Source organism: Paludibacterium flexuosum, assembly GCF_037076605.1.
GTDB lineage: Bacteria > Pseudomonadota > Gammaproteobacteria > Burkholderiales > Chromobacteriaceae > Paludibacterium.
On sequence record NZ_AP029060.1, the window covers coordinates 3406427 to 3419056 of the forward strand.

The 12630-nt window shown below is 61.9% G+C and carries 10 protein-coding genes; 5 read left to right on the top strand and 5 right to left on the bottom strand.

Annotation, left to right across the window (positions count from 1 at the left end):
- Positions 1-128: 128 nt before the first annotated feature.
- From AACH39_RS16190 to sucD, 5 genes are all read left to right on the top strand, one after another.
- Entirely contained in the window at positions 129-2957 is a 2829-nt protein-coding gene (locus AACH39_RS16190; RefSeq protein WP_215777550.1) for a 2-oxoglutarate dehydrogenase E1 component, read from the top strand.
- A gap of 52 nt (positions 2958-3009) precedes the next feature.
- Positions 3010-4278 (top strand): 2-oxoglutarate dehydrogenase complex dihydrolipoyllysine-residue succinyltransferase, encoded by a 1269-nt coding sequence (gene odhB / locus AACH39_RS16195; protein WP_215777548.1) that lies wholly within the window; start codon positions 3010-3012, stop codon positions 4276-4278.
- An 88-nt stretch (positions 4279-4366) separates the two neighbouring features.
- Positions 4367-5794, top strand: coding sequence for a dihydrolipoyl dehydrogenase (gene lpdA, locus AACH39_RS16200; RefSeq protein WP_215777545.1), 1428 nt, complete (start codon positions 4367-4369; stop codon positions 5792-5794).
- 108 nt (positions 5795-5902) lie between these two features.
- Positions 5903-7069 (top strand): ADP-forming succinate--CoA ligase subunit beta, encoded by a 1167-nt coding sequence (gene sucC, locus AACH39_RS16205; protein ID WP_338620577.1) that lies wholly within the window; start codon positions 5903-5905, stop codon positions 7067-7069.
- A 23-nt stretch (positions 7070-7092) separates the two neighbouring features.
- Positions 7093-7980, top strand: coding sequence for a succinate--CoA ligase subunit alpha (sucD, locus tag AACH39_RS16210; RefSeq protein WP_215777540.1), 888 nt, complete (start codon positions 7093-7095; stop codon positions 7978-7980).
- A 50-nt stretch (positions 7981-8030) separates the two neighbouring features.
- Here sucD and AACH39_RS16215 read toward each other — a convergent pair whose 3' ends face one another.
- From AACH39_RS16215 to cadR, 5 genes are all read right to left on the bottom strand, one after another.
- Positions 8031-8492 (bottom strand): LEA type 2 family protein, encoded by a 462-nt coding sequence (locus tag AACH39_RS16215; protein ID WP_338620578.1) that lies wholly within the window; start codon positions 8490-8492, stop codon positions 8031-8033.
- Complete coding sequence (locus AACH39_RS16220) at positions 8489-9379, bottom strand: LysR family transcriptional regulator (RefSeq protein WP_215777536.1); 891 nt, start codon at positions 9377-9379, stop codon at positions 8489-8491. The genes AACH39_RS16215 and AACH39_RS16220 overlap by 4 nt, the downstream gene beginning before the upstream one ends.
- A 469-nt stretch (positions 9380-9848) precedes the next feature.
- A complete protein-coding gene (locus tag AACH39_RS16225) occupies positions 9849-11393 on the bottom strand; it encodes a SulP family inorganic anion transporter (RefSeq protein WP_338620579.1) in 1545 nt (514 codons plus the stop codon).
- A 1-nt stretch (position 11394) separates the two neighbouring features.
- Positions 11395-11985: a carbonic anhydrase gene (locus AACH39_RS16230; protein WP_215777532.1), complete on the bottom strand. Its 591-nt coding sequence runs from the start codon at positions 11983-11985 to the stop codon at positions 11395-11397.
- 133 nt (positions 11986-12118) lie between these two features.
- Complete coding sequence (cadR, locus tag AACH39_RS16235) at positions 12119-12568, bottom strand: Cd(II)/Pb(II)-responsive transcriptional regulator (RefSeq protein ID WP_338620580.1); 450 nt, start codon at positions 12566-12568, stop codon at positions 12119-12121.
- Positions 12569-12630: the final 62 nt, after the last annotated feature.

A 12630-nucleotide genomic window follows, 5' to 3' on the forward strand; every position in this document is an offset into this window, starting at 1 on the left:
AGGGAGCCGGTGTCGTTACCGGCTCCTTTTGTCGCAGAGAGCCTTACGGTCATGGCGTGCGTCTGACGCCCGCCATACCCCTAAAGCTTTTACCACGCTGCACTCAAGACAAAACAAAGGGCAGAACCATGATGCAAAGCATGTACAGTCATTCCTACCTGTTCGGTGGGAATGCACCGTTCATCGAGGAGCTGTACGAACAGTACCTGGCGGATCCGAACGGTATCGATGAACAGTGGCGTGCCTACTTCGACAAGCTCGCCCAGGCGCCGGGCGCCAGCGAGCGCGATGTACCGCACCTGCCGATCCAGGAGTCGTTCATCCAGCTCGCCAAGCAGCCGATGAGCCCGAAGGGCAAGAGTGCTGTCGCCGAGTGGGAGTCGATGCAGAAGCAGGTTGGTGTGCTGAAGCTGATCTCGGCCTATCGCGTGTTGGGGGCACGCCAGGCCAATCTGGATCCGCTGCAGCGCATGGATCAGCATCCGGTACCGGAACTCGACCTGGCCAGCCACGGCCTGGGCGATGCCGACATGGCCGTTCAGTTCAACGTGGGTTCGCTGGTCGGCCCGCAGCGCCTGCCGCTGTCCGAGATTGTCTCGCGCCTGAAGCAGACCTACTGCGGCAATATCGGCTTCGAGTACATGCACATCACCGATTCGGCGGAAAAGCACTGGCTGCAACAGCGCTTTGAGGCCGATCTGTCGACGCCGCGTTTCGACGTGGCCAAAAAGCAGCGCATCCTCAAGCAGATCACTGCCGCCGAGACGCTGGAGCGTTATCTGCATACCAAATACGTCGGCCAGAAGCGTTTCTCGCTGGAAGGCGGCGAAAGCGCCATTGCCGCGCTGGACCACCTGATTCAGACCGCCGGCCAGCATGGCACGCAGGAGCTGATCATCGGCATGGCCCACCGTGGCCGCCTGAACGTGCTGGTCAACACCCTGGGCAAGCTGCCGCGCGACCTGTTCGCCGAGTTCGAAGGCAAGAAGACCACCGATCTGGCGTCGGGCGACGTCAAGTATCACATGGGCTTCTCCAGTGACATCCCGACCCCGCATGGCCCGATGCATGTCTCGCTGGCCTTCAACCCCTCGCACCTGGAAATCGTCAACCCGGTGGTGGAAGGTTCGGTGCGCGCGCGCCAGGAACACCGCAACGACAGCGAACGCAAGCAGGTGGTGCCGGTGCTGATTCACGGCGACTCGGCCTTTGCCGGCCTGGGCGTCAACCAGGGCACCTTCAACCTGTCGCAGACCCGTGGCTACGGCACCGGCGGTACCATCCACCTGGTGATCAACAACCAGGTCGGTTTTACCACCTCCGATACGCGCGACATGCGCTCCACCATGTACTGTACCGACGTGGCCAAGATGGTCGAAGCGCCGATCTTCCACGTCAACGGTGATGATCCGGAAGCCGTCTGCTACGTGACCCAGCTGGCGCTGGACTACCGCATGGCCTTCAAGAAGGATGTGGTCATCGACATGGTCTGCTACCGCAAGCTGGGCCATAACGAGGGCGATGACCCCTTCCTGACCCAGCCGATGATGTACAAGCGCATTGCCAAGCACGAAGGCGTGCGGGCCATGTATGCCAACCGTCTGGTGGCGGATGGCGTGCTGAGCAAGGACGCCGCCGATGGCCTGATCAAGGCCTACCGCGATGCGCTCGACAAGGGCGAGCATGTCGAACAGACCGTGCTGTCCAACTACAAGCGCGAACATGCCAACGACTGGAGCCGCTTCATCGGCACCCACTGGGCGCATCCGACCGATACCGGTCTGCCGCTGGCCGATCTGCAGCGTCTGGCAGACAAGTTCACCACCATACCGGAAGGCTTCAAGCTGCACCCGACGGTCGAGAAGGTCATGAATGCCCGCCGTGCCATGGCCGAAGGCAAGCAGGACATCGACTGGGGCATGGCTGAAACCCTGGCCTATGCCTCGCTGGTCACCAACGGCTACTCGGTCCGCCTGTCCGGCGAAGACTCCGGCCGCGGCACCTTTGCCCACCGTCACGCTGTGCTGCACGACCAGAATCGCGAACGCTGGGATCAGGGTGCCTATGTCCCCCTGCGCAATATGGCCGAAGGGCAGGGCGACTTCCTGGTGATCGACTCGATCCTCAACGAAGAAGCCGTGCTGGCCTATGAATACGGCTATGCCTGCTCGTCGCCGAACGAGCTGGTGATCTGGGAAGCGCAGTTCGGCGACTTCGCCAACGGCGCCCAGGTCGCCATCGACCAGTTCATCTCCTCGGGCGAAACCAAGTGGGGTCGTCTGTGCGGTCTGGGTGTGATCCTGCCGCACGGTTATGACGGGCAGGGGCCGGAGCACTCTTCCGCCCGCTTGGAGCGCTGGCTGCAACTGTGCGCCGAGCACAATATCCAGGTCATCATGCCGTCGGAAGCCGGTCAGATGTTCCATCTGCTGCGCCGCCAGATCCTGCGTCCGTACCGCAAGCCGCTGATCATCTTCCTGTCCAAGCGCCTGCTGCGCTACAAGGACTCCATGAGCCCGATCGAGTCGCTGACCAGCGGCAGCTTCCGCCCGGTCATCGGTGACAGCACCGTGGCCGATGCCAAGAAGGTCAAGCGCGTGCTGCTGTGTGCCGGCCAGGTCTACTACGACCTGTTCAATGCCCGTCGTGACCGCGGTCTGGAAAAGGACATCGCGATTGTGCGCATCGAGCAGCTCTATCCGTTCCCGACCGAGCAGGTCGCGGCCGAGCTGGCGCGTTATACCGCGGCCAAGGAAGTGCTGTGGGTGCAGGAAGAGCCGCGCAACCAGGGGGCCTGGTACCAGATCCGCCACCGTCTGGAAGGCCTGTTGATCGGCAAGCAGACGCTGGCCTTTGCCGGTCGTCCGTCCTCCGCCTCGCCGGCCGTCGGCTATATGAGCAAGCACGTTGCCCAGCTCAAGGCCTTTATCGACGAAGCCATGACCCTTGCCAAGTAAGGCAGCAGACAAGAATAACCGCGGGGCCGGCGCCCCGCGAAACGGAGAAGATATGCAGATCGAAGTCAAAGTCCCGCAACTGCCGGAATCGGTTTCCGAAGCCACGCTGATGACCTGGCACAAGAAAGTGGGCGAATTCGTCAACCGCGACGAAAACCTGATTGACCTGGAAACCGACAAGGTCGTGCTGGAACTGCCTTCGCCGCAGGCCGGGGTGATCGTCAAGCTGGTCGAAGCCGATGGGGCGACCGTGGTTTCCGGCCAGTTGCTGGCGGTGATCGATACCGAAGCCGCCGCCGGCAGCGTCAGTGCCGCCGCGCCGGCCGCCGCCGCAGCGGTGGCCGAACCGGCTGCCGCCACGAGCGCCGCACCGGGCGGGGCCGCCATGCCTTCGGCCGCCAAGCTGGCAGCCGAAGCCGGGGTCGACTTGTCGAAGGTCTCCGGCAGTGGCCGTGATGGCCGCATCCTGAAGGAAGACGTGCAGGCAGCCGCCAAGGCGCCGGCCGCCCCGGTGGCAGCCCCGTCGCAGGCCGGCCCGGTGCTGGCCAAGACGGCCCCCGCCGGTGGTGCGGCCCTGGCCTCGACACCGGATGCCGTCAATGTCGCCAGCCTGCTGGCCGACCGTCCGGAACAGCGTGTGCCGATGAGCCGCCTGCGCCAGCGTGTCGCCGAGCGCCTGCTGATGTCGCAGCAGACCAATGCCATCCTGACCACCTTCAACGAAGTCAACATGAAGCCGGTCATGGATCTGCGCAACAAGTACAAGGAGAAGTTCGAGAAGGAGCACGGCGTCAAGCTGGGCTTCATGTCCTTCTTCGTCAAGGCTGCCGTGGCCGCACTGAAGAAATTCCCGGTGGTGAATGCCTCGGTCGATGGCAACGACATCATCTATCACGGCTACTTTGATATCGGTATCGCCGTGGGCAGCCCGCGTGGTCTGGTGGTGCCGATCCTGCGCAATGCCGACCAGATGTCGATTGCCGAAATCGAGCGCCAGATCGCCGATTTCGCCGTCAAGGCCCGCGATGGCAAGCTGTCGCTGGAAGATCTGACCGGGGGGACCTTCTCGGTGACCAACGGCGGTACCTTCGGCTCGATGATGTCGACCCCGATCATCAACCCGCCGCAGTCGGCCATTCTCGGCATGCATGCCACCAAGGAGCGTGCCGTGGTGGAAAACGGCCAGGTGGTGGTGCGTCCGATGATGTATCTGGCGTTGTCCTATGACCACCGCATCATCGACGGCCGCGAAGCCGTGCTGACGCTGGTGACCATCAAGGACCTGCTGGAAGATCCGGCCCGCCTGATTCTGGATCTGTAACCGATGACCAAAGGGATCCGGCTTGCCCGCCATGACGGCGGAGCCGGGTCCCGTTTCACGCATTGCGTTTCACCATCAAGGAAGACTTATGAGTCAGGAATTTGATGTTGTAGTGATCGGTGCCGGCCCCGGCGGTTACATTGCCGCCATCCGCGCCGCGCAACTCGGTTTCAAGACCGCATGTATCGATGCTTTCAAAGGTCCCGATGGCCAGCCGGCACTGGGGGGCACCTGCCTGAACGTCGGCTGCATCCCGTCCAAGGCCCTGCTGCAATCGTCCGAGCATTTCCACACCCTGAACCACGGTTTCGCTGAGCACGGCATTACCGTCAAGGGCGCCAGCTTCGACCCGGCCCAGATGATCGCCCGCAAGGACGGCATCGTGCAGAAGCTCACCAGCGGCGTGGCCTTCCTGTTCAAGAAGAACAAAGTCACCAGCCTCCACGGTCTGGGCAGCCTCAAGGGCCGCGACAGCGAAAAGTGGCAGCTGGAAGTCCGTGATGGCGACAAGGTCGACACCGTGACCGCCACCCACGTCATCGTGGCCACCGGTTCGCGGCCGCGCCCGCTGCCGGGTGTCGAGATCGACAACAAGAACGTGCTGGACAACACCGGGGCCCTGGCGCTGACCAGCACGCCCAAGCGCCTTGGCGTGATCGGCGCCGGCGTGATCGGCCTGGAAATGGGCTCGGTCTGGGCCCGTCTGGGCAGCGAAGTGACCATTCTGGAAGCGCTGCCGAATTTCCTCGGCGCCGCCGATGGCCAGATCGCCCGCGAAGCGCTGCGCACCCTGACCAAGGATACCGGTCTGAACATCCAGACCGGCGTCAAGATTGGTGCCATCAAGACCGGCAAGACCATCAGCGTCGACTATGAGAAGGACGGCAAGGCCGAGACCCTGACCGTCGACAAGCTGATCGTGGCGGTCGGCCGCGTGCCGAACACGGATGGCCTGAATGGCGCTGCGGTCAATCTGCAGATGGATGAGCGTGGCTTCATCGTGGTGGATGACAGCTGCCATACCAACTTGCCGAATGTCTGGGCCATTGGCGACGTGGTGCGCGGTCCGATGCTGGCACACAAGGCGATGGAAGAGGGCGTCGCCGTGGCCGAGCGTATCGCCGGTCAGAAGCCGCATGTGGATTTCGCCTCGATTCCGTGGGTGATCTACACTTCGCCGGAGATCGCCTGGGTCGGCAAGACCGAAGAGCAGCTGAAAGCTGCCGGTATCGCCTACAAGAAGGGCACGGCCACCTTCGCCGCCAACGGTCGTGCCCTGGGCATGGGCCAGGCGCAAGGCACGGTCAAGCTGCTGGCCGATGCCGAAACCGACCGCATCCTCGGCATGCACGTGATCGGGCCGATGGCTTCCGAGCTGATCACCGAAGGCGTGCTGTCGCTGGAGTTCAAGGCCGCGAGCGAAGACCTCGCCCGTATCGTGCATGCGCATCCGAGTCTGTCGGAAGCGGTGCATGAAGCCGCGCTGGCCTGCGACAAGCGTGCCCTGCACGGATAACAAGTAAAACCCCGGGACGGGCGCAAGTCCGTCCATGAAGAAGCTGCAAATCAGCCACCATCGGGCGCGGCGGACCTGGTCCGCCACCCAGTGAAAAGGAAACCATAGATGAACCTCCACGAATACCAAGCGAAAGCGCTGCTGGCCAAGTACGGTCTGCCGGTGCAGCAGGGTGTACTGGCCGCTTCGCCGGAAGAAGCCGCGGCCGCGTTCGACAAGCTCGGCGGCAAGTTCGCCGTGATCAAGGCCCAGGTGCATGCCGGTGGCCGCGGCAAGGCCGGTGGCGTCAAAGTGGTCAAGAGCCGCGAAGAAGCCGCCGACGTGACCCGCTCGCTGATCGGCACCCGCCTGGTGACCTACCAGACGGATGCGCTGGGTCAGCCGGTGCGCTCGGTGCTGGTCTGCGAAGACATGTACCCGGTCGAACGCGAGCTGTACCTGGGCGCTGTGGTCGATCGTGGCAGCCGTCGCGTGACCTTCATGGCCTCCACCGAAGGCGGTGTGGAAATCGAGAAGGTGGCGGAAGAAACCCCGGAAAAGATCATCAAGGTGACGGTGGACCCGCTGGTCGGCATGCAGCCGTGCCAGGCACGTGAAGTGGCCTTCGCCCTCAACCTGAAGGGTGAGCAGATCGCCGCCTTCACCAAGCTGATGCTGGGCGCCTACCAGGCCTTCATCGACAACGATTTCGCCCTGTTCGAAATCAACCCGCTGGCCGTGCGTGCCAACGGCGCACTGGCTTGCGTGGATGCCAAGATCGGTCTGGACAGCAATGCCCTGTACCGTCATCCGGATCTGCTGGTGCAACGCGACAAGAGCCAGGAAAACGAACGCGAGCTGAAGGCTTCCGAGTTCGACCTGAACTACGTGGCGCTGGAAGGCAATATCGGCTGCATGGTGAATGGTGCCGGTCTGGCCATGGCCACCATGGACATCATCAAGCTGTACGGCGGTCAGCCGGCCAACTTCCTCGACGTGGGTGGCGGTGCCACCAAGGAGCGCGTCATCGAGGCGTTCAAGCTGATCCTGGCCGATCCGTCGGTCGAGGGCGTGCTGATCAACATCTTCGGTGGCATCGTGCGTTGCGACATGATCGCCGAAGCGATCATCGCTGCCGTCAAGGAAGTGAAAGTGACCGTACCGGTGGTGGTGCGTCTGGAAGGCAACAATGCCGAACTGGGCGCCAAGCTGCTGTCCGAGTCCGGCCTGCAACTGACCCCGGCCGATGGCCTCGCCGACGCTGCCGCCAAGATCGTGGCTGCCGTCAAGGCCTAACCCAGCACACAAAGGATTGAAGAATGAGCGTACTCGTAAATAAAGACACCAAGGTGCTGGTGCAGGGCTTTACCGGCAAGAACGGCACCTTCCACGCCGAGCAGTGCATGGCCTACGGCACCCAGATCGTCGGCGGTGTAACCCCGGGCAAGGGCGGTGCGAGCCACCTGGGCCGTCCGGTGTTCAACACCATGAACGAAGCGGTGCGTGAAACCGGCGCCAATGCCTCGGTCATCTTCGTGCCGGCGCCGTTCGTGCTCGACTCCATCGTCGAAGCCGTGGATTCCGGCATCGAACTGATCGTCTGCATTACTGAAGGCGTGCCGACGCTGGACATGCTCAAGGCCAAGCGCTACATCGAAACCGTCGGCGGCGTGACCCTGATCGGTCCGAACTGCCCGGGCATCATCACGCCGGGGGAGTGCAAGATCGGCATTATGCCGGGACACATCCACCGTCGCGGCAAGATCGGCATCATCTCGCGTTCCGGCACCCTGACCTACGAAGCCGTGGCGCAGACCACCAAGCTGGGCCTGGGGCAGACCACCTGCATCGGCATTGGCGGCGACCCGATCCCGGGCCTGAACCATGTCGGTGCCCTGAAGCTGTTCCAGGACGATCCGGAAACCGAAGCCATCGTGATGATCGGTGAAATCGGCGGTACCGCCGAAGAAGAAGCGGCCGAGTTCATCCAGTCCGAGGTGAACAAGCCGGTCGTCGGCTACATCGCCGGTGTGACGGCGCCCAAGGGCAAGCGCATGGGCCACGCCGGTGCCATCATCTCCGGCGGCAAGGGCACGGCCGAAGAGAAGTTCCGCGCCTTTGAAAAGGCTGGCATGGCCTATACCCGCAGCCCGGCGGAAATCGGCAGCACCATGCTGGAGCTGCTGAAGAGCAAGGGCATGGCGTAAGTGTCCTCTAAGTCGTAGCTGAAATGGCGCCGTGCAGACGGCGCCATTTTTTATTTTGGCAACTGCCACTCGCCGCTGCGGGTGAACGGAATGCGCCCCCAGCCGTTCAGCCCGTCCAGATAACCATTGATCTGGTAGTTGAGGCTGGTTTTGCCCTGCTGCATGGCGGCGCCGGCCAGTTGCAGCCAGTCGATGATCGAGGTGTGCACCGTCAGCGGCACCAGGCTCTCGCCCATGGCCGGCACAGAGATCGGCTGGTTGCTCAGCCCGTTGGCCACCTTCTTGCCATTGGCCATCAGTTCGAACGACAGCCCCTGGGCATTCAGTGCCGTCTCGTTGGGGTTCTGCACCCGCAGGGTCACGGTGAAGTCCTGCGAGAGCAGGGTGGTCTTGCCGGTTTCAATATTGGCGACCTGTACATCGGGTTTCTTCAGGGCCAGATTGCTGCAGCCGACCAGCAAGGCCAGCAGCATGGCCATCAGGCCCCATTTGAGGTGTTGCATCCATTTCATGGCATTTTTCCCAAAACATCCTGCGTGACCTGAATCCAGGCGCGCGCAGCGTGTGACAGATAGACATCCTTTTGCCAGATCAGTCCGAGGCTCCAGACAATCTGGTCTTCATCCAGCTGGACCACATCGAACGGCCAGCTTTCCAGGCGGTCGGCGACCGAGCGCGGCAGCAGCGCAATGCCCAGATTGGCGTTGACCATGGCGACAATGAAGTCCCAGTGGGCACTGCGTCCGGCAATGCGGATGGGTTTGCCCAGCTGGGCAAATCCATCGAGGATGCGGCGACTGAGGGTAAAGTCTTCCGGATAGAACACGATGGGCCAGTCTGCCACATCTGCCAGCTTGACGGATTGTTTCCCTTGCCAGGGTGAACCGGCCGGCGCCACCACGCACAGCGGATCACGCACAAAGCCGAATTGTTCGAAGGTTTGAGAATCGACCGGCAACACCGCTGCACCGATTTCCAGCTGTCCGGTCCGTACGCTGTTCTCGATGGCCAGTGCGCCATCCTCCACCATTTTGAGTTCGATATTCGGATATTGTTCACGGAACGCACTGACGACCGGGGCCAGAAACGCCCCACCGGACATCGGTGGCAGGCCGACCACCAGCTCGCCGCGCTCCAGCGACACCAGGTCCGCCATTTCAGCTTTCATGCGGTTCATCGCCGCCATGACATCCTGGCCGCGATCAAAGGCCACCCGGCCTGCGTCGGTCAGGCGAAAGCTGCGGCCTTCGCGAATGAACAGGGGCATGCCCAGTTCATCCTCCAGGTGCTTCATCATCTTGCTGATGGTCGGCTGGGTGACAAACAACTTCTCGGCAGCGCGGGTAAAGCTTTGTTGCCGAACTACTTCTGTGAAATAACGCAGGGCGCGAATGTCCATCTATAACATTCCATATTGGAATCGATTTTATAATATTAATTCATTTTTAGAATGTTAGCAGCCTGCCTATACTAGCGACTCTCCCTGTGTTGTGTTGTGTTCTCAATCGCAAGATTGAGTAGTCAGTTCCTGCCAGTGGTGCCAGCCGAAGTGCTGGGGGTGTACCCGGGACTCGGGGCGCTCTGGCCGGAATGACGATTTGCCGGCAGTGGGGGGAAGGTGGTTCAGGCAGGATTGCCGCACCAGAAGATTTCAGCAGGTTGCGCCCAGTGCGCAACCGGCAGGCAGGCTACCAGAGGGTAGTCAAAGCCGAAGGGGAAAAAGAACAAGACGACCCCGGATAAACAGATTGTTGTTGTACCAGTTCCCTGTGTGCTGTGTGGGCACCATCGCGGAAGTTTTTCTCCGTATGTCCCATAACGAGCGTTGATTCGGGCCGGCTAATCGCCGGCCCTTTTTTTTGCCCGCACTACACCGGATCTCCGCCCTCAGGCTGGCGGCAGTGTACCGGCCAATGGCGCAGTTCGATGCTCACGCCTCGCGCACGCAGGTTGCGCAACTCATTTTCCAGCACGTCCAGAGCATCCAGATCAATGGTATCCATATGCTCTGCATCAATCACCAGCGCCGCCCTGTCCGGGACACAGGCCAATCGCTGTTTGAGCAGCGGACGGTTCATGAAGGACACATCCTGATTGAGGACCAGCAGGTAGTCATCGCCCGCAATGGTCATGTGCAGGTTGTTCTTCAGTTGTCGCCACAGCATGAAGCCGATGCTGGTCAGCACCCCAAGCACAATACCGCTGAGGAGGTCCAGCATCATCGCTCCCAGCAACGTGACCACGAAGGGCAGTGATTCCTGTCGGGGTCGGTGCAGCATGGATCGCAACAGAACAGGATTGGCCAGCTTCCAGCCGGTGAGCAACAGGATGGCCGCCAGACTGGCCAGCGGTACCAGACGAATCAGCGGGATCAGCCAGGCCACGCTGAGAAGCAGCAACAAGCCATGCAGGATGGTGGACCAGCGGGTGCGGGCTCCGGCCTGAATATTGGCCGAGCTGCGAACGATCACGGCCGTCAGTGGCAGACTGCCCAGCAACCCGGCCAGCAAATTGCCTGTCCCCTGCGCCAGTAACTCTCTTTTCAGCGGGGCGGGTAGCAGGCTGGGGCGCAGCTGTTGCATGGCCTCCAGACTGAGCAAGGTCTCCAGGCTGGCAATGAGCGCGAGTTCCAGCGCGATTTGCCAGAGCACCGGATGCGTCAGCCAGGACCAGTCAGGCGTTGGCAGCCACTGTGCCCATTCGGACCAGCCGGGGAGTGGTGGCAAGTTGACAAATGCGCTGGCGGGGAGAGACAGGCTGGGGAAAAACCGGGGCAAAGCCCAGGCGAGCATGGCCGATGCGATGACCGCCAGGATGGGCACGGGCAGGCGCCTGAGCCTGGCCGGCCAGGCGATCAGCAAACACAAGGTGAGCAGCCCGGCCAGCAGTGGCGCGGGCAACCAGACGCCGAAACCGGTATCAAGATGCCACAGTCCCAGTGCCTCCTGCTGGACGGCGGTATGGCGGGCAATCAGTGCATCGGTGTCGTGCAGACCGGGCAAGCGGCCCATTCCCAGCAGTACCGGTAGCTGGCGCAGCACCAGCGTCGCGCCAATGGCGGCCAGCATCCCCTTGATGACCGCGGCAGGAATGAAGCCCATCAGCCGGTGAAACCCGGTCAGCCCCAGCAGCCATTGCATGACGCCGGCGAGCGAGGTTGCCACCAGCAAACCGGGAAAACCAATCTGGCCGATGGCATTGACCACAATGAGAATCAACCCGGCCGCCGGCCCGCTGACGCTGACCTGAGAGCCGCTGCCGAGCCCGATGACGATGCCGCCGAGGATGCCGGCCATGATGCCTGCCTGAGGCGGCACGCCACAGGCACTGGCGATGCCCAGGCAGAGGGGCAGGGCGACCAGATAAACCACCAGTGCGGCGCCGACTTCGCGAGTGATGTCATTCAGCTGCATATCACGCTCCCGGATGGGGCAGGCGCCGCAGGCGGCCGCTGCCCAGATCAAACATCAGGCCATGCAGGACCGGGCGGCGCCGGGCTTGCCGGATCAAAGGCAGTTGCGCCAGTTGTTCGAGTTGGGTCATGACGCTCAACTGCGCCAGACAATCGATCCGTTCGGCCTCTTGCCCGAAGGCCTGCAGATCGCTGGCATGACGCCGGGCCAACTGTACCAGTGGTTGCAAATGACGCCCCAGTGAAGAGTCTTCTGCAAAGCTGCCCTCGAGTGCCGCTCGCACACCACCGCAACCACTATGGGCGCAGATCACGATATGCGGGACTTGCAGCACCTCGACCGCGTACTCCAGGGCGCTCATGGCGGTGCCATGCTGATCGAGCAGCAAGTTGGCGATATGGCGATAAACAAAGAGTTCGCCGGGTGCGGCGTTGGTCAGTCGCTCGGCAGGTACCCGGCTGTCGGCACAGCCGACCCAGAAGACCGATGGCCGTTGCCCGCGGCTCAGGTGCAGAAACGCCTCCGGGTCGCGGGCCCGGCAGCGTTCTGCCCAGGCCTGATTGGCGATGAGTAATCGATTGACAGTTTCCATGGCTCTCTATTTTTCTATAGCTGTTGTAAATATTCGGATGTGTGATTACATCCGGATAAAAAATAGAGATCGTGCCAGCGATGGACTACTGATCTTTGGTATCAAGCCCGTGTAAAGGACGAGGGGGCAGGGTTCAATTCGCCGTCTGCGACGGGAGGGCGCCATGACAGGCACAGGGCTCACCTTCGGCGGCCTGTACCAGCGTCTGCAGAATCCCGCAATGAGCGGCATCACTGCTGTGCTGGCAACGCTGGCGCAAGGTCAGCAGTTGCTGCTCCAGCAGTCGCAGCGACTCCAGTTGCTGGTGCACACTCTTGATATGCTGGTCGATCAACTGGTTGATCTCTTCGCAGGCCAGTGAAGGGTCGGCGCGGAAATTGGCCAGCTGACGGATTTCGGCCAGGGAAATGCCCAGCGAACGACAGTGCAGGATGAAGTTCAGCTCACCCAGGTGGTCGCTGCGATAATGGCGATAGCCCGAGGCGCTGCGCTCGGGCGCCGACAGCAGTTTTTCCTTCTCGTAGAAGCGGATGGTTTCCACCTCACAGCCTGCCAGTTTGGCCAGTTCTCCAATCAGCATCATGACTCTCACAAAAAAGTGCTTGACCCTATAGTAGCTTCAGGGTGTGGAATTCGCTACAACAG

What these genes read in the sequence shown, in the direction of transcription:
- odhB (WP_215777548.1), top strand. Translation starts at nt 3,010, where the DNA reads ATGCAGATCGAAGTCAAAGTCCCGCAACTGCCGGAATCGGTTTCCGAA.
- cadR (WP_338620580.1), bottom strand. Translation starts at nt 12,568, where the DNA reads ATGATGCTGATTGGAGAACTGGCCAAACTGGCAGGCTGTGAGGTGGAA.
- sucD (WP_215777540.1), top strand. Translation starts at nt 7,093, where the DNA reads ATGAGCGTACTCGTAAATAAAGACACCAAGGTGCTGGTGCAGGGCTTT.
- AACH39_RS16190 (WP_215777550.1), top strand. Translation starts at nt 129, where the DNA reads ATGATGCAAAGCATGTACAGTCATTCCTACCTGTTCGGTGGGAATGCA.
- AACH39_RS16225 (WP_338620579.1), bottom strand. Translation starts at nt 11,393, where the DNA reads ATGCAGCTGAATGACATCACTCGCGAAGTCGGCGCCGCACTGGTGGTT.
- AACH39_RS16220 (WP_215777536.1), bottom strand. Translation starts at nt 9,379, where the DNA reads ATGGACATTCGCGCCCTGCGTTATTTCACAGAAGTAGTTCGGCAACAA.
- sucC (WP_338620577.1), top strand. Translation starts at nt 5,903, where the DNA reads ATGAACCTCCACGAATACCAAGCGAAAGCGCTGCTGGCCAAGTACGGT.
- lpdA (WP_215777545.1), top strand. Translation starts at nt 4,367, where the DNA reads ATGAGTCAGGAATTTGATGTTGTAGTGATCGGTGCCGGCCCCGGCGGT.
- AACH39_RS16215 (WP_338620578.1), bottom strand. Translation starts at nt 8,492, where the DNA reads ATGAAATGGATGCAACACCTCAAATGGGGCCTGATGGCCATGCTGCTG.
- AACH39_RS16230 (WP_215777532.1), bottom strand. Translation starts at nt 11,985, where the DNA reads ATGGAAACTGTCAATCGATTACTCATCGCCAATCAGGCCTGGGCAGAA.